We start from the raw sequence: 23,537 nt of genomic DNA on the forward strand, positions 1-23,537 counted from the left end.
TCTTTGATCTCCGTTACTGATCCCATCATGAAGCGTCCTCGTTTTTTACCTGACAACATGACCTTGTTGTTATTGGCTGTAGTTTTGACAGCGAGTATTTTCCCTTGTACTGGCAACGTTGCCATCGGCTTTGACTATCTGACTACTCTCATGATCGGTCTGCTGTTCTTTATGCATGGTGCTAAGTTGTCGCGTGAGGCTGTCGTGGCGGGGATGACACACTGGCGTTTACATCTGACAGTGCTGTTGTTCACCTTCGCTGTTTTTCCTTTGCTGGGGCTGCTGCTGAAACCGCTGATGCTATGGATGATTACGCCCGAGCTATATGTTGGTATTTTATTTTTATGTGTATTGCCGTCGACTGTGCAATCGTCCATTGCCTTTACCTCGGTGGCGCGGGGCAATGTCCCTGCTGCGGTATGCAGCGCCTCAGCATCGAATCTCCTGGGTATTTTTTTGACGCCGATGCTGGTCAGCCTGATTGTGGTGGCGCATGGTGACAGTCATTCTTCGTTCGATGCAGTATTGAAAATCGTTTATCAATTGCTGGTACCGTTTGTGCTCGGCCAAATCGTCCGGCCCTGGATTGCTGCATGGATTACCCGTCACCAGAGTGCGCTGAAAATGGTGGATCAAAGCTCAATTTTGCTGGTGGTCTATGTTGCCTTTAGTGAGGCGGTAGAGCAAGGCTTGTGGAAGCAATTGCCACCGATGATGTTAATAAGCCTGCTCCTGATCAGCGCATTGCTGCTGGCGTTGATTATGCTAATGACGACCTATGCCAGCCGGCGTTTTGGCTTTACTAAAGAAGATGAAATTACCGTGGTATTTTGTGGCTCTAAAAAAAGTCTGGCCAGTGGCGTGCCGATGGCCAAAGTTTTATTTGCCAGCCATGCAGTGGGTATGGTGTTGCTCCCCCTAATGTTATTTCATCAGTTGCAGCTCATGGTCTGTGCCGTTCTCGCGCAGCGTTACGCGCGAAGACCCGTTGATCAGCCCGATCAAAATTTGACTAAGTCGAAGGAGTAAGGATGCCACGTTTTGCCGCCAATCTCAGCATGATGTATAACGAACATGCATTCATTGATCGCTTTGCCGCTGCCGCTAAAGATGGTTTTACAGGTGTCGAATACCTGTTCCCTTATGAGGCTCCTGTCGCGCAATTACGCCAGCAACTCGATGAGCATGGCTTGCAGCAAGTCTTGTTTAATCTGCCACCGGGCGACTGGAGCAAAGGCGAGCGGGGTATTGCATCGCTTCCCGGGCGGGAGGATGAATTTAAACAATCGCTGGATCAGGCATTGGCCTATGCCCGTGTGTTAGGCAATGATAAGCTGCATGTTATGGCGGGTTTGCTGGATGATGAGAATGACAGACAGCGTCATCGTGCCGTGTATTTAAAAAATCTCGCGTATGCCGCTTTACTCGCAGCCAAAGAAAATATCACGGTCTTGATTGAACCGATCAATACACGCGATATCCCAGGCTATTTCCTGAATCGTCAGGATGAGGCGCAAGAGATCTGCGCCGAAATCGGGGTGGAGAATTTGCAAGTGCAATTTGATATCTATCATTGCCAGGTGGTTGAAGGCGATATCGCGGTCAAGCTACAGCGCGACATGCAACGCAAACATGGTGGTATCGGCCATATTCAAATAGCAGGGGTGCCAGATCGTCACGAACCTGACCTTGGTGAAATCAATTATCCCTATTTATTTACACTGATCGACCAGCTCGCTTATCAAGGCTGGATCGGTTGCGAGTATCGGCCGAAAGCCGCGACATCTGCAGGGTTGGATTGGCTGAAACCATGGCTGGCCAAATAAGCTAATCAGCTAACTGCTAATACAAAAAGCCCTTACTCAGACTAGAAAGGGCTTTTTTAATTCAACGTACGATTGATTCAAGGCTTTAATTGAGCTGCAATTTTCGTATTATTCCTCACCGACCTGCAGTATCAGTTTGCCGAAATTTTTACCGTCAAACAGCATCATCAAGGTGTCCGGGAAAGTCTCTATTCCTTTGACGATATCTTCGCGTGTATGGAATTTACCTTGTGCCATCCATGCGCCCATTTCTTTGACTGCATCGCCATAGCGTGCCGCATAATCGAAGACGACGATACCTTCCATGCGGGCACGATTGACCAGCAGAGACAGGTAATTTGCAGGGCCTTTGACCGGTGTCGTATTGTTGTACTGAGAGATTGCGCCGCAAATAATGATGCGGGCTTTCATGTTGATGCGGGTTAACACCGTATCCAGAATCTCGCCGCCAACGTTATCGAAATAAATGTCGACGCCGTTCGGGCAATGTTCTTTTAAGCCGTCTTTGACCGAACCGTTTTTATAGTCGATACAGGCGTCAAACCCTAATTCATTGACGACGAACTCACATTTGTCCTTGCCGCCGGCGATGCCGACCACGCGGCAACCCTTTTGTTTGGCGACCTGACCAACCGTCTGACCTACCGCACCGGCTGCACCTGAGACCACGACGGTTTCTCCAGCTTTTGGCATGCCGACATCGAGTAAGCCAAAGTATGCCGTCATACCTGGCATGCCGAGAGCATTCAGATATTTAGGCAGCGGGGCGAGTTTTGGATCAACCTTGTAGAAACCTGCGTATTTGTCGTCCGCCGCACCTACCCAATAGTTTTGTACGCCGATACTGCCAGAGACATAATCGCCGACCGCAAAGCGCGGTGATTTTGATTCGACTACCTTACCCAGGCCACCTGCACGCATGACTTCGTTGATCGCTACCGGACGGATATACGATTTGCCTTCATTCATCCAGCCGCGCATTGCCGGGTCGAGTGAGAGATAGATGGCTTGCACTGCGATTTCACCGTCGGCGATCTCGCGTACTGGCTCGGAGGTAAATGTCCAGTCGCTGTGCTTTGGCGTGCCTACCGGACGTGCGGCTAATCTATATTGCTGATTGATACGTGTTGTTGTCATGATGTCTCCAGATTGATGGCGCAAATAGAGTGGTCGGTAAAAAACTCAATAAGTTGAGGTGCACTACTATACCTCAATTAGAACGGTCGTGCTTTTTAATTCTATTCTGGTTGGCTCATGCGACAATACGGTATTGGGTATAGCGATATTACGGCATCACCTAATCGCGTGTTTCCTGAAATGCACAAGATCATCAGGATCAATACAAAGCAGACATTGCTGTGATTGTGATTACCGGCAATGTCTGCGAGTGGTCGAACAAGAGGCTTATCAAGCCGCTCGTTGCCATCTCAGCTAACGTCAACAGATCAGGCATCAAGCCACACTCATTTATATTGAATTATTAACTACGCATTATGCACCCAGAATATATCCTCACCATCTCTTGTCCTGATCAACGCGGCATTGTTCATAACGTTTCTGGTTTCTTGGCGAACCACGGTTGCAACATCATCGATTCTGCCCAGTTTGGCGATGCGCAGTCCGCATTGTTTTTTATGCGTGTCCATTTCGCGGCAGAAGATGCCAGCTTTGGTGACGCGGTATTGCGTACGGATTTTGCCGCATTGGGAACGCAGTTCAAGATGGACTGGCAATTGCATGATGCACGCCACAAACCCCGTGTGATGCTGATGGTGTCTAAAATCGGACACTGCCTGAATGATCTTCTGTTCCGTTATAAAAGTGGATTGCTGCCGGTCGAGATCAAGGCGATTGTGTCGAATCATACTGATTTTTATCAGCTCGCTGCCAGCTACAATATTCCATTTCATCATCTGCCACTCGCTACAGGTTCGGGTGCCGACGCCAAACGCGTGCAAGAACAAAAAGTTCTGGATATCGTCGATAGCAACGACATCGAACTGGTCGTGCTGGCGCGCTATATGCAAATCTTATCGCCGGAGTTGTGTAACGCGCTCAAGGGCAAAGCAATCAATATCCATCATTCTTTCCTGCCGAGTTTCAAAGGCGCAAAGCCTTATTATCAGGCGCATGAGCGTGGAGTTAAATTGATCGGCGCAACGGCGCATTTTGTGACGGGTGACCTTGATGAGGGACCGATTATTGAGCAGGATGTCGAGCGCGTTGATCATGCGATGGAGCCGGAAACCCTGACCGCTATCGGGCGCGATGTTGAATGCGTGGTGTTAGCTCGGGCTGTCAAATGCTTTGTAGAACATCGTATTTTATTGAATGGTCATAAGACGGTTGTATTCAAATAAGTTAGGCGTCACTGAGTTATGCGTCACTAAGTAATACCTAACTAAGTAATAAACAAATAAATCAGGGCTTACGCAAAACGGTCGATTGCTTATCTCCATATATATTCAACCCGCAGGCTGGATGCGGCTTCCAGAGGTTTTTCGTGCCAACAGGCGCATTCAGCCTGCGGAGTCGTTTTGATCTTACTGTTCTGCGGAATCGCATACGTCGGCCTTTGCTCTGTATGTCTTTGGTGAGAGGGTTTAGTTTTTGCGTAGTCCGCTCAGTAATGTTTTTTTTTCGATGCGCATACAGTATTGCGCATCACTACCGGGGTGGTCTCCACCCTTTTGTTTTTTCTAATAAAGTAGAAGTTGCATGGCACTCAAATCCACCATTTATAAAGCCGATCTGAACATCTCTGACATGGACCGCGGCTATTACGCGGATCACAGTCTGACGATTGCACGTCATCCCTCCGAGACAGACGAACGCATGATGATACGGGTACTGGCGTTTGCTATCCACGCGAGTGAAAAGCTCAGCTTTGGTAAAGGGATCTCCGATACCGAAGAACCGGATCTGTGGGAAAAAGATTACACCGATGCGATTCAGTTATGGGTCGAAGTCGGTCAGCCTGACGATCGCCGCCTGCTCAAAGCCTGTGGCCGTTCCGAGAAAGTGCTGGCTTACAGCTATGCCAGCACCAGCGACATCTGGTGGAAGCAAATGAACAGTCGTCTTGATCGCGCAAAAAATTTGCGTGTGATGAATGTGCCTGCCGCGGCCAGTCAGGCATTGGCAAAAATGGCACAGCGAAATATGCAGCTTCAATGCACGATCCAGGATGGACAGATCTGGATGACAGCAGGCGAGGACTCGGTACAGATCGATCTGGAAACGTTCAAGGCTGACTAAGTCATGCCGAATCGCATGATGCAATTTCCACCTGTGACCACGTCGGAAGAAGATGGCGTACGCTTTTTGCATCTGGGTACGCCGATGGTGCAGGGCGCAATGCGCCTGCGCAAGCCGGATGCGATTGAGCTGGAATATGTGCAGAACATGATGGTCTGGATGTTGTTTCAACATGCTCCCTCACATGTCGTGCAACTTGGTCTGGGCTCGGCCGCACTGACCAAGTTCTGCTACCGCCAGTTCACGCAAAGCAAGGTCACTGCCGTTGAATTGAATCCTGCTGTCATCGCAATATGCGAAACCATGTTTGCATTGCCGCAAAATGACGGGAGATTGCGCGTATTGAATGCAGACGCGATGGACTTTGTACTGGATCCGGCGCATCACGCTTGCATCGACATTCTGCAGGTCGATTTGTATGACGAAATTGCGAATGGCCCCGTACTCGATAGCCCGGAGTTTTATCAGGCATGCTTCGAATGCCTGACGCCGAATGGCATCATGACGACCAATGTATTCGGCAGTTACGACAGCTTTGAAAAAAACATTCTGGTAATGGAGCAGGTGTTTGATGCGGTTGTCTGGCTGCCCGCGGTGGATGATGAAAATCTGGTCGTGATAGCGTTTAAGAATGCTCCGCAAATGGATTTCAGCGAGCTATATGAACGTGCTGGCATGATTAAGAAAAAATATAATCTGCGTGCCAAGGTCTGGGTAGATGGTCTGAAGCAGTGGATGAAATCACAATTGACTGAATAAACGGCGCGCTGTTTCGCGGGTGCGCTCATGCACTGGTCAGACAGGCCTGGCCGGATGCAAATGCGCAATCAGCGTCTCGCTCACCAGACGATTTGACGGCATCAAGGTATGCATGACGGGTAACAGAATCTCTTTTTCTGCCCACGCTGCATAGGCTTCCGAAATCGAGACCACGCCGTCGTTATCTTCATCACCAAACGGACTATATTTACCCTTAATACCTTTGTTGCCGACGATGGCGATTGTCGGTACGCTGACGGCACCAATCGCAGACATGCGCTCTGGACTCGACAGCAATTGTCCGCAGTCACCACTAATGAGTTGGAACGGCAGTAGATTGCGGATGCGACCGGCGACTCGTGATGCTGTGACTGGCGAGCCCAGTAGAAATAATTGTTGCGGTTGACGAGTGCCCTCAGGTAGGGCATTCAGAGCGGCGCGTAACAGGACGCCGCCGAGCGAGTGTCCAATCACGATGTAGTCACCTTTGGCCGCGATCGCGCTGATCTGCCTGACGAGCCGGTCTTTTATCGTCGCAAAACTTTCCAGAGCAACGAAATAGTGAAAGCCATATGTCTGCAAACCGTGGTCGCGCAATCGCGACAGCAAGGGAAATGCGGACAAGGGCGTGCGTCCCATACCGTGGACAAACAGGGCTTGTAAGGGTTGGCTGACGGGTTTGTTTTCTGATGCGCTCATAGACTCGTATTCCGTACATGTAAAAATGCGGGAGTATATGTAAAAACATACCGATTCCCGCACTGTTTATCTAGGTATTTATAAATACTCTAGAGGAGTATATGTTTCATCTGGAATGCCGGTATCTGCCTTGTATTCAGCTACTCATTCAGCGAATTAATGAATGAATTCATAAGCAAATCATGCGCTTAATACCTTCTTTAACCATGCGCTGATATCGTCGATTTCTTCCTGGCAGACCGAGTGTTGCATCATGTATTCATGCCATTCGACTGGATAGCCCAAAGTCTTGAGTAGATCACGTGATTGTTCGGCGCGGTCAATGTGAATCACCGGATCAGCACGGCCATGTACCAAATAAATCGCTGTGTGCTGGTTGGCGGCATGGCGCTCGCTGGCTACCACATCGCGCAGAGGGACATAGCCAGACAGGCACAGCAGGCCGGCAAGTTTTTCGGGATAACGCAATCCGGTTTGCAGAGTCATCGCGCAGCCTTGCGAGAAGCCTGCGAGGATGATGCGGTTCGCCGGAATACCACGGGTTTTTTCGCGTTCGATCAACTGTTCTACGGCGACTTGAGAACTGCGCAAGCCTTTTTCGTCTTCGCGCCGGGCGATGTCCGTGCCGAGGATGTCGTACCAGGCGCGCATTACATAGCCTCCGTTGATCGTCACTGGCATGGTCGGTGCATTCGGGAATACAAAGCGGATCGCCGGACAGCCTTTGAGATTAAGCTCTTTGACGATAGGCACAAAATCATTGGCATCGGCACCGAGGCCATGCATCCAGATAATAGCAACGGTCGGGTTCGGTGCGCTTTCGAGTTCTATGGTGTCGAGTAGTTGGCTCATGTTGGACTTTGACGTAGTTTTGTTGAGGGGACGTTGTTTGATTTTGCCTGAAGCAGACGTGTTTGTCTGTGCCTCAGCCGTAAAGGCAGTGCTAGCGCCGATACCGGCACCAAGACTGCCCAAGGCCAGAGCGGCAAGCCAGCGTCGTCTAGCTGGATTCAGACTGGTTTTGTTTCTCATGAACGTATCAGGCTTCGTGCTGGTTGCATGGCGTTATCGCGGATCGCGAGAGAATAATCGGAGCGAAAAATCGGAGCGAAAAATCGACGTCAGATTGCCGTATCGGATCCTTGTTTCAGATCGCCGCATCCTGCATCAAGATTTGTTGCGGATCGCCGCCTTTGGGCGAAACGCTTTGCAGATCGCGTCATGTGTTTCGATATACGGGCCGCCGATCAGATCAATGCAGTAAGGAACCGCAGCAAAGATGCCGGACACCAGTTGCTTGCCATCGGCGTCTTTTAAACCTTCCAGCGTTTCTTTGATCGATTTTGGCTGACCTGGCAAATTTAATATCAATGCCGCATGTTTGTCTGTCTCGCGGATCACCGCGACCTGACGTGACAAAATCGCTGTCGGTACAAACTGTAGGCTGATTTGACGCATTTGTTCGCCAAAACCGGGCATCTCTTTGCTTGCTACTGCGAGTGTCGCTTCCGGCGTGACATCGCGACGCGACGGACCGGTGCCGCCAGTGGTGATCACCAGATGGCATTGCGCCTGGTCGACCAGCTCAATCAAGGCTTGCTCTATGGCTGCGCGTTCATCGGGAATCAGGCGGGTTTCCATGCTCCATGAACTGCTTAGCGCATGCCCGAACCAGTCTTGCAGGGCCGGTAAGCCCTGGTCTTGATAAATACCTGCCGAGGCGCGGTCAGAAATCGATACCAGGCCAATTTTCAGATGGTCTGGTCCGTCGCTGTCTGCGCTGCTGCCAGAATCAGTCTTCATGCTGCTCGTGATCGCCGTCAACATCGTCAAACTCTTCTTCGTCATCGGCATCGTCAGTGTCGCCAGCATCACCCGCGGCTTTTTTCTGTGCGGCACGTTGGGCGACCTGAATTTCTTTCAGAATCTGAAAAATCTCACGATAGGCTTTTGGCGGTTTGTTCTCGGCTTGCTCTTTACGTGCATTGCGGATCAGCGTGCGCAGATGCTGTACGTCGAGTTCGGGATTTTGTTCCAGCAGCTCAGTCAGGGCTTTATCGTCTGTCAGCAGCTTCTCGCGCTTGCGCTCCAGCGCGTGCATGGCAGCCGTGTCGGATTTGGACTTGCCTTTCCAGCTATCGATGGTTTTCTGGATTAGCGCAACTTCGGCTTCATCCAGGGTGCGCATTTTTTTACCGACAAACTGCAACTGGCGGCGACGGCCTTCGTGATCCTTGATCGTCTGACATTCGAGAATCGCATCGCGTACATCTTCTGGCATCGGTACGCGTTTAACGCGGTCACGTGGCTGATCAATCAATTCTTGCCCGAGCTTTTGCAAGGCATCGCTCTCGCGTTTGAGCTGGGATTTTGATGGGCGTTCGTATTCTGGCTCGAATTCGCTGGATTGGTAGCCGCACGAGCCTCTATTTGGATTTGGCATAATGTATGCGCCTTTATTCTATAAACTAATGAAACGGCTGCTATGATACCCTTTTTATCTTCGACTCCAAAGAAACCCAGCCTATGAGCAAGCCAGTTTTTACCCATACGCAAGATCAATTAAAGCAAATTGCACAAGATGTTTTGCGCTTTTCCCGCGAAAAAGGGGCTTCTGACGCCGCAGTCGAGATCAGCGAAGGCGGCGGTTTGTCGATCAGTGTACGTAAAGGCAAGGTCGAAACCATCGAACAAAATCGCGATAAAGGCATCGGTGTGACGTTGTACATCGGCCAAAAACGCGGCAACGCGAGCACCTCTGATTTTTCCAGCGCATCGCTGCAAGCCACTGTCGACGCGGCTTATAACATTGCTCGCTTCACCGCTGAAGATGATTGCGCAGGTTTGCCCGAGGCAGACTTGCTAGAAAAGCATCCGCAAGATTTAAAGCTCTGCTACCCCTGGCTGATCAGTGCCGAAGAAGCGATCGACCTCGCTGCCCGCACCGAGGCCGCAGCTTTTGCCGTGGATAAGCGGATTACGAATAGCGAGGGCGCTGGCGTCTATGTACAGCAATCGCATTTCGTCGCCGCGAATTCACGCGGCTTCATGGGTGGTTACCCTTTTTCTCGTCACACAATCTCAGTCGCGCCGATTGCCGGTAAAGGCGCACGGATGCAGCGTGACGACTGGTATTCATCGCAACGCAATGCAAAAAAACTCGCATCGCCAGAAGCGATAGGACAGTATGCAGCGGAGCGTGCTCTGGCACGCCTGAATGCGCGCAAGCTCGATACGCGTAAATGTCCAGTCCTGTTTGAGGCGCCGCTGGCTGCAGGTTTGCTTGGTACCTTTGTGCAGGCGGTTTCCGGCGGTGCTCTGTATCGTAAATCGACATTTTTGCTGGATAGTCTGGGTACACAGGTTTTCCCGTCTCACATTGAAATTACTGAAGACCCGCATGTCATCGGCGCTGTAGGCTCGTCACCGTTTGATGATGAAGGCGTTAAGACGCAACGTCGCGATGTCGTGAAGAACGGTATTGTGCAAGGATATTTTTTATCAACCTATTCAGCTCGCAAGCTGGGAATGAAAACTACTGGCAATGCGGGCGGTTCGCATAACCTGTCGATGACCTCGGCACTCACGCAGCGTAGTGACAACTTTAAAGCCATGTTAAAAAAAATGGGCACGGGCTTGCTAGTCACTGAACTAATGGGCGAAGGCGTGAATTATGTGACAGGCGATTACTCACGTGGTGCCTCCGGTTATTGGGTAGAGAACGGCGTGATTCAGTATCCGGTCGAAGAGATTACGATTGCCGGTAATATGCGCGACATGTTCCAGCAAATTGTCGCGATCGGTGCCGACACGCTGATACGCGGCACCAAACAAACCGGATCGATTTTGATCGAAAGCATGATGGTCGCCGGGAATTAAACTCTTCACCTCGGGTCTGGATACAGTTCACAATGAATCCGCTAATCAAAAAGCCCAAAAGCCCAAAAGCCCAAAAGCCCTCGCGATGAGGGCTTTTTGATTATTTGCTCTGGAAATCTTAGTCTGGCTTTTGTGCGAATCACTTTGATGGCCAATTAAGATCCCGTCCCATATTTCAAAAAAACGGCAATGTCTTCTCTCCTTATGCAGCAGGGACCTATCTTAGCTAGGTTCAGGTAGTGGCTAGCTGCGTATCCATCCACGTGAAATGAGCGGAGCTAAGACAGCGCGATATATCTGCTCGCTCCACTGAGTAAGCGGATCGCCGACTCTGCTCCATATCAGCTTAATGCCTATCCATGCGAGGCCGGAGACGACGACTGCTCCAAGCATATCCAAAGGAAAATGAACGCCCAGAAAGATGCGCGACCAGGCGACCAGTGTTCCCGCTACAGCGACTATCCATCCGGTCAGCGACCAAACAGAGGACAGTAAAAACGTCAATGCAATGGCGGCAAATACAGTTCCATGATCACTCGGGAAAGAGGCATCTGCTGCATGCGGAATAAAGCTGTGTCCCAGACTAATCATGAACGGTCTGGGGTGCGGCCAATACGCAATGATCAGTTGATTCATTCCTAATGCCGTTAGCGTTACCGCCGTCGACTTTAACGCCAGATTACGTGCTGGCGTATCACCTCTGCACCAAAGCATTACGAGCATCAATGGCACAAACAGAATAACGTAATCTGCAATAACACTAGCGATCGTTATTATCCAATGAGGTGTTGTGAGATCTGCGTTGAGATAGAGAAAAAGAGCTTGATTAAAATCTTCCATACGATGTTTGTGATTTTGATAAATGTAAGCTAAGCATTAAAGGGGTAAGGTTTCAAAAAACTGAGTAAATTAAACAGGATGATCAGAAGGAACAGAAGAAACAAAATTAATAGAACCAAATATTTTTTATCTGGCTAACCGGTAGCGGCGGGACCAGTAATCGTCGTAAAACTTGCCGTGATCAGCAAAATGATTCCGGCAACTACCATTTCCATCACAATGGATAATCTCAGTGTCGCAATGGCACTTTGTTCACCATGCCGTAACTGTGGCGTCAGTCGGCATTTATTCAAAGCCGCGAGACCTGATAATAGCGACACAGACACTAATTTTAGTATCATCAATTGACCATATTCAGCTTGCCAGGCTTTTGCAGAAAAACTCTGTAGCAGCCACAACAAGCTTGCACCAGCGAGTAGCAGAATACCGACGATGATAACGGCGAGCTTACTAAACTGATGAGCGATTGCCGCAACTTGTAAAGTGTTACGGTCATACGTGATGTGGAGTAACGGCCACAGTGCGCCAACCCAAAAGCTCACGGCCAGTACATGCAGTACAATGAATAATTGCGCCAGAAGCCGGGTTTCTCCCTCTAATTCATTCACATGCCCAACTGCACTGAATGATGCGGATGTCAGAAGGGCAGCTAGTAATGACAAGGCGGGATGTATGTTTCGCTCTCCGGCATGTGCCCATATGGCCAGCAAAAACAAACAGGGCAAACGCAAGCTCAGTGCGAGTCCTTCTTTGGATCCTAGTACCATGTGTAAAAATTGGATATCCCACATTCCTCTGAGATCATCGCTCAGCATGCCGCTCATCATAAAAATCCGGGCGATTGAGAGTGCCGCGGCGATAAGTGTCATGACGCCAGTAAAGCGTTTTATGGTGTGCACTTCAGCCGCATCCAGGTAAGCCGCAAAAATCATTAAAAAGAATACGCCTCCACTCACCGTCAAACAGGTGGCATAGGTCATGGCTTTGATCAGGATGGCGCATATTTGCCACCCATCGATACTGGCCAATAAATGCAGGAGTGTGGAATCCAATCTTATTTTCCGGTAATAGTAAAGGTGATGCTTCCTTTCATGGCGTGTCCATCACCAGACAAAGTACTCCATGTAGCAAGGTACTTCCCAGAAGTTAAAGCCGGTAGCGCAACAGAAAAGGTTTTTGCGCTTTGTCCATTGTCAGTAAGCAATGGAATGACCTCCTGGCCTTTAAGCAATTTCAACATAACCAACTTGGTTGGATGCCCAAAACTCAGATCGATTGTTCTTGGTGCAGCAGAAAGGACGGCATTATTAGCTGGTGAGCTACGTTCCAGCATCGCATGGGCATGGACTTGCCCTGAATTCATCAGACAAAAAGTGGCGATGACGATCAAGATGCGCTGTATCAATTTTTACTCCATTCAAGTTAATGGGGATTTGTTTTACGGTAAGGCCATATCTTCATATCGACCTTACCATACATGGTTTAAGTGCAAAAATATGATGACATCAAACTCAGCTAAGACGCCGGTTAATGCAATGAAACCGACGTCACTGGCGACTTAAACGTGATGCCTAAGCTGTTACAGCAATCTACAGCAAGCAGATTCCGCCAGCTAAGGCAAACGGTCGTGTGCTCATAAGGTAATTTTAATGACGATGCCCATGATGCAGATCAGGTGTATGAGGGTGCCGGTGCACTAATGATTCGTGTCTGTGTCGATGGCTATGTACCCCTTGTGGCATGACTTCATGCGTGTGCGTATGGTGGCCGTCATCATGAGTATGAGCATGTTCATGGTCTATATTGTCGTGCTCATGGTCATGCTCGTGTTCTTCCGCCAGATGTAAAGCGACACCTGCAATCATCAATAGGACTCCGCCAATCAGTAGCGCACTGGTTTGCCTTTCGCCTAGTCCAAATGCGATGGCTGCGCCAATGAACGGTGCAGCGGCGAACATTGATCCCGTCCGCGCTGATCCGAACTCTCGTTGAGCCAGCAAATAAAAACGCAGACTCAATCCATAACCGATACCGCCGATCAGGAACAGGCCTACTCCGGCGTAAAGTGACACTACCGTTTGCCCCAGAGATAGCGCGATGAGTAGTGAGCAACTGGCACCCAGAACCGCTTTACCAAAAACAACTTGGCCGGGGTTGACATCAGCCAAAGCGCGCGACAGTGTGTTGTCAATTCCCCAGGCAATCGTTGCTGACATCACCGCCAATAATCCGATCACCTGCGATGCGTCCGTATCGGACTGATCAACGACTAACAGGGCGCCGCCAGCAGACAATAAAATAATGGCCAACACGACTCTCTTACCTATCTGCTCACGATAGAGTAAATACGATAGCAAAACGGTAAATACGGCTTCCAGCGTTAACATCAATGATGCCCCAACGCCGCTGGTGTGCTGCAATCCCCATGCAAGCGCCGCTGGTCCTAAGACAGCACCAAACAAAGCCATCAGAAACAATCTGGGCCAATGTTGTTTTTGTAGCGATGCTTCCGTCGTCTGGTCTGAGCGTAATAAAAAACCTGCCGTGGCAGCACCCGCATAGAGCAAGGCCGCCGTCATCCATCCACCAATACCGACGCCAATACCTTGCACGAACGGAGTGCTGGCACCGAACAGGATTGCCGCCAGTAGCGCGAATGTGGCGCCTTTGAGTGCAGGAAATTTTTTAAATCGCATAAGTTAATGTCGGCGGTAGAGAAGGGTACTTATCGTAAGGGCTGATTTTGAGAGGAGACCGGTACTTATTTGGACTTACTTGGACTTACGCGATGACCAATGCAGATGCGTGATCAACCATGTATCACCTGATTTTTGCAGAAGTGCGGTTTCAGTACCCAGTATTTTGACAGCTTTCCCTTTGATCCTTGCCGTCGTTGCAGTCTCTTCCCAGATCATTGCGAGCTTGCCGTCAATTTGCTGACTATGCTGTAACACCGTACGTACCGATGTCTTAGCAAAAGCGATATCTTCCGGCAGATGATGCCCGGCATACTCTGCCCGAGTACGTTCGACGTAACCAGACTCATAAATCGTAACATCAGGGGCAAGCAGTTCCATAGCTTTAGCCTGATCTCCTGTGGTCAATGCAGCGTAGAAAGCCGCGAGTGTTTCTCTCGGCTCGCTGGCATAGCTCAAGTTTGTCAGAAAAACTAAGAAAAGCAGAGGGAGCACTTTAGACATATTATTCATCTCCAGATTTTGGATAAATACCTCAACTGAGTTTGCACTGCCGGTGACTGAGGTGGACAAGAGTCACGGCAAAGAGTATTTCATGATTTATGTAAACGGTGAGTATGTTGCCATCGTAATCGATAGAATTTAATTGATCATCGGTGAAAGCGTAGAGACTTCGGCAGATTCAGCACAGCAAAAGAGAGATTGAATATTTGTCGCTTCTTCCATCATTAGTATGGGTATGTTGAGTGTCGTAGTTTGTGATACGTAGAAATACGCAATGCTAAACACGCGGTAATTTGTTGACGGTGCTCTTTTTTTCTTAAGCTGTTGAATTAATTGAGCTTTGTGTGACTTGTCAGGTACTTATAGGCAGTCAGGCCTTGAATGGAGTCGGTATTTGTTGCGTTGCAATATAAACATTGATTGCGGCTTAACGGTGACGCCCATAGAATGATTTTCGGTTTTTAATTTGCTATTTATCTGCATCTTATGGCCGGAAAATTGTCCGGAGTCCTTCTCACATTGGAGACAGCATGGAACGTCGTTCCTTTCTAAAAAAAGCAGCCGTAGGCGCATCCGTCGGAGCAGCAAGCCTGCCCGCACTCGCAGCAGATACCCCGACACTCAACTGGCGTCTGGCATCCAGCTTCCCTAAAAGCCTGGATACGATTTTTGGCGCAGCAGAAGTGTTTTGTAATCGTGTCAAAGAATTGACCGATGGTAAATTTAATATTCGTCCTTTTGCCGGCGGTGAGATTGTCCCAGGCACACAGGTTTTGGATGCGGTACAAAATGGTACGGTAGAGATCGGCCATACTGCGTCTTACTATTATTTCGGTAAAGACCCCACATTCGCTTTTGATACTGCGGTACCTTTCGGTCTGACTTCACGTCAGCAAACTGCGTGGATGATGCATGGTAACGGTATGAAGCTGATGCGCGAATTCTTTGCCGACTACAACGTAGTGAATTTTTTGGGCGGAAATACCGGTACGCAAATGGGCGGCTGGTTCCGTAAAGAGATCAAAACAGTTGAGGATCTTAAAGGCTTGAAATTCCGTGTCGGTGGATTCGCGGGCAAAGTCATGACCAAGCTGGGAACCGTACCGCAGCAAATCGCCGGCGGTGATATTTATCCAGCCTTGGAAAAAGGCACGATTGATGCTGCCGAATGGGTAGGTCCTTATGACGATGAAAAACTTGGTTTCTACAAAGTCGCCAAGGTTTATCACTATCCTGGCTGGTGGGAAGGCGGTGCCCAGTTGTCTTTCTATGTTGGTAAGAAAGAATGGGAGAAATTACCAAAATTGTTCCAGGCAGCGATTGAGGTAGCGAGCCTGGAAGCGCATCTGGATATGCAAGCTAAGTATGATGCAAAAAATCCGGCCGCTTTGGGACGCTTGTTGCAAAACAAAATTTCACTCAAACCTTTCCCGCAACCGGTAATGGAAGCCTGTTTTAAAGCAGCGCAGGAAACTTTCACAGAAGAAGCAGCCAAGAATCCTAAATTCAAAAAAGTGTACGATGACTGGGTTGCCTTCCGTAATAATCAGGGACAATGGTTTAATGTCGCTGAGCAGTCATTCGCACGTTTTAGCCTGGCACGCGCGATGAAATAATGCTTGGTCTATAGGAATAAAAAAACCGCACCTGGCGTGCGGTTTTTTTATTATCTAAGCGATGACATGGACGGTGATGTGGTGTTTATTCCTGGTCGACCATGATCAGTTTTGATGTGTCGAAACCGAGAGATTTTGCCTTATCGAGTAAGCGTTGTTGGAGTGCCGGATCAAGTCTCGGTGTACGTGATAGCAACCAGAAATAGGACTTGTCCGGGCCGCTGACCATCGAGTATTGATAGTTCGGATCCAGGTCAAATACGATGTAAGAACCATAGAACGGGCCGAAGAAAGAAACTTTTAAAAATCCCTGATCTGCCTGTTGTACAAAGTAGGCTTTGCCTATGGATTCTTTCCAGACATTGTCCGCTGCATTAAAGCCACGGTTGAGTACCTTTAAACCGCCATCGTCACGCAAGCTGTATTCAGCACTGACTTTGCTCAGACCTTTTTCAAACGAATGTTCAAGTCGTGCAATTTCATACCATTTGCCAAGATATTTGGCGGTATCGAAGTGCTCAACCGGCACGATATTGTCTGGCCGCGTGACACAGGCACTAAGTAAGATACAGAGCGAGAGTAAGAGTTTTTTCATGGGCAATAGTAAGCTGGGGATGCAGGTATGGGGTTGCTCAGATTACAGGAAACTCAACATAAAACATAGAGCCGACACCGACTTCTGATTCAAAGCCGATTTTTCCCTGCATTTGTTCCACCATGGTTTTGCAGATGCTGAGTCCTAACCCAGTACCGCCTTTTTTCTTGATATTTGAGCCATCAACTTGTGAGAATTTTTGAAAAATTTTATTATAAAAATTCTTGGGAATACCGCAACCCTGATCACTCACAGCGATTCTGGCAATACCATTCACGCTACTTAATGACACACTGACACTACCGCCTGTGCTTGAAAATTTGATCGCGTTTGAGATCAGATTAATGATGATCTGCGTGAGCCGGTCTTTGTCTACATTGATCATGGAGTTTTGCTGGCTGGACGAATCTGGTTCCAGGTGTAACGTCACGCCGTATTGTTCGGCAAATGAGCTGCTGGCAGCGATACTATCTTGCAGAATCGGTTGTAATTCAGTAGGTCGCAGTTCAAATTCCATACTGCCGGATTCGATTTTTTCAATATCCAGGATGTCGTTGATGAGCCGTAACAAGCGCTCTGAATTGCGAGATGCAATGGCGATCAGGTCCTTGGCTTTTTCAGTCAGCGCACCAGCTAGTCCGGCGCCGATCAGGCGCAGCGCGCCGTTGATTGACGTCAGCGGTGTGCGTAATTCATGACTGACTGTGGCGACGAATTCGCTCTTCATTAATTCAATTTTTTTTCTTTCGGTGATGTCAAATGTCATTGCATAAAAACCTTCAACATCACCTGCCTGATTTTTTGCCGGTATGTAGTTGAACTGGTAAGAGTGCGGGATACCACTCACAATACGATTACTTTCAAAACTCACTGCCTCCCCACCTAGCGCTGCCTTGATGTGAGGTGAAAATTCTGCATAGCGTTCTTCCCCATTGACCTCACGCAGTGTTTTGCCTAGTAACTCTTCTGGCTGTGCATCGTACATCGTACTGATATAAGCGTTGACAAACACATGACGCTCATTCGCATCAATATAGGTGATGATGGAGGGGAGATTGTCTGCGATGGCTTGCAATCTGTTTTGCGCGCTTTGTTGCTTGAGTAAAGACTGTTCTAACTCTTGCGCTTTTCTGGCGATTTCTCTGGTCCGTATTTCTACGGTCGACTCTAGTTTTTCGTTGATATCCAGGAGCGCTAGCCGGCTATTTTCCTGGGCTGTGACCATCTCGGATAAGGTCACGGATAATAAATGCGCCTCATGAAAACCATAGACGATGGGAATGCTTGTGGTCAGTTGATTTGTCGCGCGGGCTTCTATGGCAGAACTCAGCAGATTCAGCGGTTTTGACAAGCGGCGCGACAGGAAAGAGGTGAGTGCTGCCATCATCAGTCCGAGCAGACCACCAAGCAACAAGATATTTTTTTGCAACTGGTATGAATTTGCCAGCGCAAGTGATTCGCTCTGGCGCACTAAGACGGTCCAGTTCAGGCTTGGGTAATTTTTGCTCTGACCTGTTTGTGCATAGCCAATCAGATAGTCTTTGCCATCGGCCCATCGTTCAGACGTGGTACCGGTTACTTTGGATTTGATATGAGCCAGGATGCCGGGACTGAGTTTGGTCTCTTCCATTGATTTTGGACCAAGGATCACAGCGCCATCCTCACGGATAATCAGGATATCTACGGCATATTGACTATCGACTGGTGCGAGCAGCTTGTGGGCAGTCTCTCTCGCCCATGCCCAGCTCAGATGAACGCCCATCACACCGCGATAGGTGCCATTTGAGTTGGTGATGGGAATCGATACATCGACAAATCGCCACGGCTCTACGCTGTAAGGCAACTTCTTTTCCAGTAGCAGCGCCGGGTGATAGTCGCCTGTGTAGAGAGATTTTTGGCCATTTTTAAACCAGGGGCGCTGGCTGACATCTTGATTTTCCAGTAGACCTTGTGTCGCGACCAGTACTGAGCCTTTAGGATCCGCCAGTCCGATCCAGGCATATGAAGGAAAAGTCTTTTGCAGATTATTCAGAAGCTTTCTTGTCTCCGCCGGATCACGGACATCTTTTACCTGGCTGAGATTAGACAGTAATTGCACATCACCGACGGCTTTTTGCATGACCAGGTCAAGAGAGTCCCGCATTTGCCATGCTAATTGCTGTAGTCGTTGTTCCGCTTCTTTTTGTGCGTAATTGAAAGCGAAATGGCTGACCAGAAGCAGCAACGAAAAAACCGTCAGTAATACGGTCGTAAAGATGCTGATCGTCAGCAAGGCTGGTAGGCGTAATAGCGGGAAAGATTTTTTGATCAACATAAAATCAGGTGCTGATGCCTTAGGGTATGTTAAGTAGTTCTTACTTTCCACTATAAAGTGTATGCAAACTGCTTGCTAGAGTTTGGCATGACGTTAGGCATGAGGTCACGCCTATGTGACGCCAATATTCAGATATTCAGATGAACAGCATAGCATGCGATTGAGCACTTGCCACATCGATTGTGTATCCATTCGTTATTCATTATCTACTGTCGTTAAGCGATAAAGAAAAAACCCGCCGTAGCGGGTTTGAATATTCGGTGAGACTGTAGAAGCTTTTATTTATTGCGTGAACTTCGGAGGTGGGGTCTCTTCTTGTTTTTCTTCCTCCTGATTATTGGCTCCCGGTGGCAAGTTAGTTACCTCACCGTTATCAACCGGTGCCTGAATATTCAATTGCACATCTTCTTTCATATTCGATTTTTTATCGACGGAGACAATGCTAGGAAAGGAAATTATCAGCGATACCATGACTATCTGAGCAATCACGAAAGGGACGGCACCCCAGTAGATATGCGAGGTTTTAACTTCTTTCGGAGCGACTGAGCGCAGATAGAATAGGGCGAAGCCGAATGGAGGATGCATGAATGATGTTTGCATATTCACGCCTAGTAAGACGCCGAACCAGATCAGATCGATGCCCATTTTTTCTGCCACCGGACCGACTAGCGGCACTAGGATGAACGCTAGTTCGAAGAAATCAAGGAAGAATGCCAGCACGAAGAACATGATGTTGACCACGATCAGGAAGCCCGTATTGCCGCCCGGCAGGGAGGTCAATAAATGCTCAACCCACAGGTCGCCGTTGACGCCTCGGAATACCAGTGAAAACACGGTAGAGCCAATCAGGATAAACACCACGAAGCAAGACAGGCGTGAAGTCGAATTCATTGCCTGTCTGGTCAGATCCCAGGACAGACGACGGTTCATGATCGCCAGTACCATCGCACCAAACGCGCCCATGCCGCCACCTTCAGTCGGTGTCGCAATGCCGACGAAAATAGTACCGAGTACCAGGAAGATCAATGCGAGCGGCGGGATCAGCACAAAGACAACTTGCTCAGCCATTTTGGATAACAAGCCGATTTTTAATTTGCGATTGATCAGCGCCAGAATAAAGGCACCGGCAATTCCTATTCCTGCGGAATAAATACCGACTTCATCGGCTGCAGCTTCTGGATGTGTCGTTCCATAATATTTGGCAAACGCAAAACTTGCACCGACGCTGACCACAATCAAGGCCAGCAAGGACAAGACGCCGCTGTCCCCGTTTGGCTGGCGCAGATTGCGCGCTTCTGGTGGCAGGGCAGGCACCCATTGCGGCTTGACGATGGAGATGATCAGGATATAAGCGGCATACATTACAGTCAGCAGTAAGCCAGGTACAAAAGCGGCCTGATACATATCGCCAACAGAGCGTCCTAACTGATCAGCCATCACGATCAGGACCAGCGAAGGCGGAATAATCTGCGCCAGTGTTCCTGAGGCTGCAATCACGCCGGAGGCGACTTTTTTATCATAGCCGTAACGCAGCATGACCGGTAAGGAAATCAAACCCATCGAGATCACCGAAGCGGCAACTACACCAGTGGTCGCTGCTAGTAAGGCACCGACGAAAATGACGGCATATGCGACACCACCGCGCAGCGGACCGAATAACTGACCGATGGTATCGAGCAGATCCTCTGCCATGCCAGAACGTTCTAAAATCAATCCCATGAATGTAAAAAAAGGAATCGCCAGTAAGGTGTCGTTCGACATAATACCAAAAATCCGGTTCGGCAAGGCTTGCAGCAACTCAGGCTTGATCAGGCCAAATTCAATTCCCAGAAAACCAAAAAATAAACCGTTCGCCGCTAAAGAAAAAGCGACAGGAAATCCCGATAACAAAAAGATCACCAGAGTGGCGAACATGATCGGTGCCATGTTCGCAATAATAAATGCCGTCATTTTGTATTGTCTCCGCTGTGCTTTTTTATTTGAGATTATTGGCGGCTTTAATCGCCTCAATTTCTTCTGCTGGCGTACTCGCGTGTTTTTCGAATTCCCTGGCGTCGACTAAGCCTTGCAAGAAGCCGATACGCTTGATGAGCTCTGAAATACCTTGCAGCGTCAGCATCAGGAAGCCGGCAGGGATCAATAATTTTGCGGGCCAGACAATCAGGCCACCGGCGTTGCTTGACATCTCTTGATTACGTATTGACTCCATGGCGTAAGGTGCTGCGAAATACAGAATCAGGGTTGCCATCGGTAATAGGAAAAATAAAAAGCCAAAAATATCGATCCAGACCTGTGTGCGCTTGGAAAAGCGACCGGCAACAACGTCAATACGGACGTGCTCATTTCTGCGCAAGGTCGCTGAAGTGCCGAGCAAAAAAATCGCTGAGAATAAATACCACTGAATTTCCAGCCAGCCGTTTGAGCTGATATTGAAGGTGTAACGTATCAGGGCATTGCCCGTACAGATCAGCACAGCGGCCAATAATGCCCAGCTAACTGCCTGACCGATTTTTTCATTGAGCGCGTCAATGAGTCTCGCGAAAGCGATGAATAAGCGCATAAGGTGTCTCCCTTTAGTCTTTAAATTTTTATGGATTGCATGAGTTACTGCATCCTCTTATGGTCGGGGCAAGTATAAGACATTTCTTTTTGCAGACAAGCATCTGGTGCTCAGATGATGCATGTTTTGGGGATGAAAGAGACAAAAGCCGTATTTCTACTTAGAGCCTATTTAGGGTCTATTCAGAGTCTGTTCAGGATCTGTTTGAACGGTGTCCGTAGTTCGGCGTAATTCTTATTTCTGGCGCAAGGAAATTTGACTCTGCTGTGGCTCTGCTGAGACTCTGCTTATAGCGAGTTGATACGGGCGGCGCGGTGTGGAATTTGATGAACAGGTGTGCTTGGACTATTTGTTTCGCACACCTGTTGTGAGTGTGACTGGACGCAGCTGGTGAGGTTTGGGTTTGCGTCAGTGCTTTTGTGTCTGTTTGCTGTTGATTAACTCAATGATGCGAGCAGTTTGCTGCGAGCGCGTTCGATTGCTGCTTTGACCTGATTCGGTGCCGTGCCGCCAATATGGTCGCGTGCGGCGACTGAGCCTTCGAGCGTCAGTACAGCGAACACATCATCATCAATCAGGTTTGAAAAAGCACGTAAGTCCTGCAAACTCATATCGCTCAGATCACAGCCTTTATCGACACAGGTTTTGACTGCATGTGCCACTGCTTCATGCGCATCGCGGAACGGCAGGCCACGCTTTACCAGATAATCCGCCAGATCGGTTGCGGTTGCGTAGCCTTGCAACGCTGCTGCACGCATCGCCTCTGGTTTGACGGTGATGCCGCCTGCCATATCGGCAAAAATCCGCAGTGTGTCCGTGATGGTGTCGACTGTGTCGAATAACGGTTCTTTGTCTTCCTGATTGTCTTTGTTGTAGGCTAGCGGCTGGCCTTTCATCAGAGTTAGCAGGGCGACCAGATGGCCATTTACTCGGCCTGTTTTGCCGCGAGCTAATTCGGGTACATCAGGATTTTTCTTTTGCGGCATGATCGATGAGCCGGTACAAAAGCGATCCGCAATATCGATAAAGCCAACCCGCGGACTCATCCAGATCACCAGTTCTTCTGACATGCGTGAGATATGCGTCATGATCAGAGCGGATGCAGCACAGAATTCAATCGCAAAATCACGGTCGGATACCGCATCCAGTGAGTTATGGCAGACGTCGTCAAACCCCAAGGTCTTTGCTACCCGTTCACGGTCAATCGGAAAAGTCGTGCCGGCTAGGGCCGCGGCACCCAGCGGCAGGCGATTCACCCGTTTGCGGCAATCAATCATACGCTCGGCATCGCGGCTGAACATCTCTACATACGCCAGAATATGGTGGCCGAAGGTAATAGGCTGAGCGACCTGCATATGGGTAAAGCCGGGCAAAATCGTGTCAGCATTTTTCTCTGCCAGATCCAGCAGGGCAGAGCGCAGATCGCCGAGCAGGCCAACGATATTATCAATCGCAGCGCGCACATATAGGCGGATATCGGTCGCAACCTGATCGTTGCGCGAGCGGCCTGTGTGCAGGCGCTTGCCTGCATCGCCAACCAATTCGGTCAGTCGTTTTTCGATATTCAGATGCACGTCTTCCAGATCGAGCAGCCATTCAAACTTGCCGGAATCGATTTCAGTCTGAATCTGCGCCATGCCGCGCTGGATATCGGCATAATCCTGTGCTGTAATAATTTTCTGGGTAGCCAGCATTTCGGCGTGAGCCAGAGAGCCTTGGATGTCGAAGGATGCCATGCGGTTATCAAAGAACACCGACGCTGTGTAACGTTTTACCAGATCAGAGACAGGTTCAGAGAAACGGGCAGACCATGCCTCGCTTTTTTTAGAGAATTGTGATGTCATAGCAGAAAGTTAATGAAAAGCGAGTCGATGTACATTCGACGGATATCCAGATTAAGGGCTTACGCAACACAGTTCCAGCAAGGAGCATCGACGAGGGCTATACGAAATATGTACGGCGAGGAGATGTAACGCGGCTGGGGTTTCGTG

22 protein-coding genes are annotated in these 23,537 nt (G+C 49.1%); 7 read left to right on the forward strand and 15 right to left on the reverse strand.

Annotated elements, in window-relative coordinates:
- The first annotated feature begins 27 nt into the window (after positions 1-27).
- Positions 28-1,029: a bile acid:sodium symporter family protein gene (locus tag ACO0LE_RS11155; protein WP_422960427.1), complete on the forward strand. Its 1,002-nt coding sequence runs from the start codon at positions 28-30 to the stop codon at positions 1,027-1,029.
- 2 nt (positions 1,030-1,031) lie between these two features.
- Positions 1,032-1,826 carry a 2-oxo-tetronate isomerase gene (gene otnI / locus ACO0LE_RS11160; RefSeq protein ID WP_422960428.1) on the forward strand — a complete coding sequence of 265 codons (795 nt, stop codon included), beginning with the start codon at positions 1,032-1,034 and terminating at the stop codon, positions 1,824-1,826.
- A gap of 108 nt (positions 1,827-1,934) precedes the next feature.
- Here otnI and ACO0LE_RS11165 read toward each other — a convergent pair whose 3' ends face one another.
- On the reverse strand, positions 1,935-2,963 hold the full coding sequence (locus ACO0LE_RS11165) for an NADP-dependent oxidoreductase (RefSeq protein WP_422960429.1): 1,029 nt from the start codon (positions 2,961-2,963) through the stop codon (positions 1,935-1,937).
- Between the two features lie 353 nt (positions 2,964-3,316).
- Here ACO0LE_RS11165 and purU point away from each other — a divergent pair, with 353 nt between their 5' ends.
- The 3 genes from purU to ACO0LE_RS11180 all read left to right on the forward strand — a co-directional run bounded on the left by purU (position 3,317) and on the right by ACO0LE_RS11180 (position 5,843).
- Positions 3,317-4,186 carry a formyltetrahydrofolate deformylase gene (purU, locus tag ACO0LE_RS11170; protein ID WP_422960471.1) on the forward strand — a complete coding sequence of 290 codons (870 nt, stop codon included), beginning with the start codon at positions 3,317-3,319 and terminating at the stop codon, positions 4,184-4,186.
- 358 nt (positions 4,187-4,544) lie between these two features.
- Positions 4,545-5,084, forward strand: a complete 540-nt coding sequence (locus tag ACO0LE_RS11175) for a YaeQ family protein (RefSeq protein ID WP_422960430.1) — start codon at positions 4,545-4,547, stop codon at positions 5,082-5,084.
- Positions 5,085-5,087: 3 nt separating this feature from the next.
- Positions 5,088-5,843 (forward strand): spermidine synthase, encoded by a 756-nt coding sequence (locus tag ACO0LE_RS11180; protein WP_422960431.1) that lies wholly within the window; start codon positions 5,088-5,090, stop codon positions 5,841-5,843.
- A 36-nt stretch (positions 5,844-5,879) separates the two neighbouring features.
- Here ACO0LE_RS11180 and ACO0LE_RS11185 read toward each other — a convergent pair whose 3' ends face one another.
- The 4 genes from ACO0LE_RS11185 to yjgA form a co-directional block, all read right to left on the reverse strand.
- Complete coding sequence (locus ACO0LE_RS11185) at positions 5,880-6,542, reverse strand: esterase/lipase family protein (protein ID WP_422960432.1); 663 nt, start codon at positions 6,540-6,542, stop codon at positions 5,880-5,882.
- 180 nt (positions 6,543-6,722) lie between these two features.
- Positions 6,723-7,394, reverse strand: coding sequence for an alpha/beta hydrolase (locus ACO0LE_RS11190; protein WP_422960472.1), 672 nt, complete (start codon positions 7,392-7,394; stop codon positions 6,723-6,725).
- 315 nt (positions 7,395-7,709) lie between these two features.
- Positions 7,710-8,345 (reverse strand): molybdopterin adenylyltransferase, encoded by a 636-nt coding sequence (gene mog, locus ACO0LE_RS11195; protein ID WP_422960473.1) that lies wholly within the window; start codon positions 8,343-8,345, stop codon positions 7,710-7,712.
- A complete protein-coding gene (gene yjgA, locus ACO0LE_RS11200; RefSeq protein ID WP_422955975.1) occupies positions 8,335-8,985 on the reverse strand; it encodes a ribosome biogenesis factor YjgA in 651 nt (216 codons plus the stop codon). The genes mog and yjgA overlap by 11 nt, the downstream gene beginning before the upstream one ends.
- Before the next feature lie 83 nt (positions 8,986-9,068).
- Between yjgA and pmbA the strand changes: the two genes are divergently transcribed.
- Positions 9,069-10,421: a metalloprotease PmbA gene (gene pmbA, locus ACO0LE_RS11205; protein ID WP_422960433.1), complete on the forward strand. Its 1,353-nt coding sequence runs from the start codon at positions 9,069-9,071 to the stop codon at positions 10,419-10,421.
- A gap of 243 nt (positions 10,422-10,664) precedes the next feature.
- On the opposite strand, the gene ACO0LE_RS11210 is transcribed toward pmbA, so the two are convergent.
- The 5 genes from ACO0LE_RS11210 to ACO0LE_RS11230 all read right to left on the reverse strand — a co-directional run bounded on the left by ACO0LE_RS11210 (position 10,665) and on the right by ACO0LE_RS11230 (position 14,461).
- Positions 10,665-11,135 (reverse strand): undecaprenyl-diphosphatase, encoded by a 471-nt coding sequence (locus ACO0LE_RS11210; protein WP_422960434.1) that lies wholly within the window; start codon positions 11,133-11,135, stop codon positions 10,665-10,667.
- 260 nt (positions 11,136-11,395) lie between these two features.
- The gene (locus ACO0LE_RS11215) at positions 11,396-12,313 is read right to left on the reverse strand and encodes a CopD family protein (RefSeq protein WP_422960435.1); all 918 of its coding nucleotides are present in this window, start codon (positions 12,311-12,313) and stop codon (positions 11,396-11,398) included.
- Positions 12,314-12,315: 2 nt separating this feature from the next.
- Positions 12,316-12,666 (reverse strand): copper resistance CopC family protein, encoded by a 351-nt coding sequence (locus ACO0LE_RS11220; protein ID WP_422960436.1) that lies wholly within the window; start codon positions 12,664-12,666, stop codon positions 12,316-12,318.
- Between the two features lie 241 nt (positions 12,667-12,907).
- A complete protein-coding gene (locus ACO0LE_RS11225; RefSeq protein ID WP_422960437.1) occupies positions 12,908-13,957 on the reverse strand; it encodes a DMT family transporter in 1,050 nt (349 codons plus the stop codon).
- A 75-nt stretch (positions 13,958-14,032) separates the two neighbouring features.
- Complete coding sequence (locus tag ACO0LE_RS11230; protein ID WP_422960438.1) at positions 14,033-14,461, reverse strand: YybH family protein; 429 nt, start codon at positions 14,459-14,461, stop codon at positions 14,033-14,035.
- 530 nt (positions 14,462-14,991) lie between these two features.
- On the opposite strand from ACO0LE_RS11230, the gene ACO0LE_RS11235 reads away from it, so the two are divergent.
- Positions 14,992-16,077, forward strand: a complete 1,086-nt coding sequence (locus ACO0LE_RS11235; RefSeq protein WP_422955965.1) for a TRAP transporter substrate-binding protein — start codon at positions 14,992-14,994, stop codon at positions 16,075-16,077.
- Positions 16,078-16,162: 85 nt separating this feature from the next.
- Here the strand turns inward: ACO0LE_RS11235 and ACO0LE_RS11240 are convergent, their stop codons facing one another.
- From ACO0LE_RS11240 to argH, 5 genes are all read right to left on the reverse strand, one after another.
- Positions 16,163-16,672: a lipocalin family protein gene (locus ACO0LE_RS11240; RefSeq protein ID WP_422960439.1), complete on the reverse strand. Its 510-nt coding sequence runs from the start codon at positions 16,670-16,672 to the stop codon at positions 16,163-16,165.
- A gap of 37 nt (positions 16,673-16,709) precedes the next feature.
- Positions 16,710-18,986 (reverse strand): ATP-binding protein, encoded by a 2,277-nt coding sequence (locus ACO0LE_RS11245; protein WP_422960440.1) that lies wholly within the window; start codon positions 18,984-18,986, stop codon positions 16,710-16,712.
- A gap of 282 nt (positions 18,987-19,268) precedes the next feature.
- Positions 19,269-20,936 (reverse strand): TRAP transporter large permease, encoded by a 1,668-nt coding sequence (locus ACO0LE_RS11250; RefSeq protein ID WP_422960441.1) that lies wholly within the window; start codon positions 20,934-20,936, stop codon positions 19,269-19,271.
- Between the two features lie 25 nt (positions 20,937-20,961).
- A complete protein-coding gene (locus tag ACO0LE_RS11255) occupies positions 20,962-21,546 on the reverse strand; it encodes a TRAP transporter small permease subunit (protein WP_422960442.1) in 585 nt (194 codons plus the stop codon).
- 437 nt (positions 21,547-21,983) lie between these two features.
- Positions 21,984-23,390: an argininosuccinate lyase gene (gene argH / locus ACO0LE_RS11260; protein WP_422960443.1), complete on the reverse strand. Its 1,407-nt coding sequence runs from the start codon at positions 23,388-23,390 to the stop codon at positions 21,984-21,986.
- Positions 23,391-23,537 lie beyond the last annotated feature (147 nt).

The sequence above is a fragment of the Undibacterium sp. Xuan67W genome, from assembly GCF_049340165.1.
Taxonomy (GTDB): domain Bacteria; phylum Pseudomonadota; class Gammaproteobacteria; order Burkholderiales; family Burkholderiaceae_D; genus Undibacterium.

Coding starts and splice junctions, on each gene's coding strand:
- ACO0LE_RS11245 (WP_422960440.1), bottom strand. CDS start 18,986: ATGTTGATCAAAAAATCTTTCCCGCTATTACGCCTACCAGCCTTGCTG.
- yjgA (WP_422955975.1), bottom strand. CDS start 8,985: ATGCCAAATCCAAATAGAGGCTCGTGCGGCTACCAATCCAGCGAATTC.
- mog (WP_422960473.1), bottom strand. CDS start 8,345: ATGAAGACTGATTCTGGCAGCAGCGCAGACAGCGACGGACCAGACCAT.
- ACO0LE_RS11155 (WP_422960427.1), top strand. CDS start 28: ATGAAGCGTCCTCGTTTTTTACCTGACAACATGACCTTGTTGTTATTG.
- ACO0LE_RS11175 (WP_422960430.1), top strand. CDS start 4,545: ATGGCACTCAAATCCACCATTTATAAAGCCGATCTGAACATCTCTGAC.
- ACO0LE_RS11180 (WP_422960431.1), top strand. CDS start 5,088: ATGCCGAATCGCATGATGCAATTTCCACCTGTGACCACGTCGGAAGAA.
- ACO0LE_RS11250 (WP_422960441.1), bottom strand. CDS start 20,936: ATGACGGCATTTATTATTGCGAACATGGCACCGATCATGTTCGCCACT.
- ACO0LE_RS11230 (WP_422960438.1), bottom strand. CDS start 14,461: ATGTCTAAAGTGCTCCCTCTGCTTTTCTTAGTTTTTCTGACAAACTTG.
- ACO0LE_RS11190 (WP_422960472.1), bottom strand. CDS start 7,394: ATGAGCCAACTACTCGACACCATAGAACTCGAAAGCGCACCGAACCCG.
- ACO0LE_RS11255 (WP_422960442.1), bottom strand. CDS start 21,546: ATGCGCTTATTCATCGCTTTCGCGAGACTCATTGACGCGCTCAATGAA.
- otnI (WP_422960428.1), top strand. CDS start 1,032: ATGCCACGTTTTGCCGCCAATCTCAGCATGATGTATAACGAACATGCA.
- ACO0LE_RS11210 (WP_422960434.1), bottom strand. CDS start 11,135: ATGCTTTGGTGCAGAGGTGATACGCCAGCACGTAATCTGGCGTTAAAG.
- ACO0LE_RS11185 (WP_422960432.1), bottom strand. CDS start 6,542: ATGAGCGCATCAGAAAACAAACCCGTCAGCCAACCCTTACAAGCCCTG.
- ACO0LE_RS11240 (WP_422960439.1), bottom strand. CDS start 16,672: ATGAAAAAACTCTTACTCTCGCTCTGTATCTTACTTAGTGCCTGTGTC.
- ACO0LE_RS11165 (WP_422960429.1), bottom strand. CDS start 2,963: ATGACAACAACACGTATCAATCAGCAATATAGATTAGCCGCACGTCCG.
- pmbA (WP_422960433.1), top strand. CDS start 9,069: ATGAGCAAGCCAGTTTTTACCCATACGCAAGATCAATTAAAGCAAATT.
- argH (WP_422960443.1), bottom strand. CDS start 23,390: ATGACATCACAATTCTCTAAAAAAAGCGAGGCATGGTCTGCCCGTTTC.
- ACO0LE_RS11235 (WP_422955965.1), top strand. CDS start 14,992: ATGGAACGTCGTTCCTTTCTAAAAAAAGCAGCCGTAGGCGCATCCGTC.
- ACO0LE_RS11225 (WP_422960437.1), bottom strand. CDS start 13,957: ATGCGATTTAAAAAATTTCCTGCACTCAAAGGCGCCACATTCGCGCTA.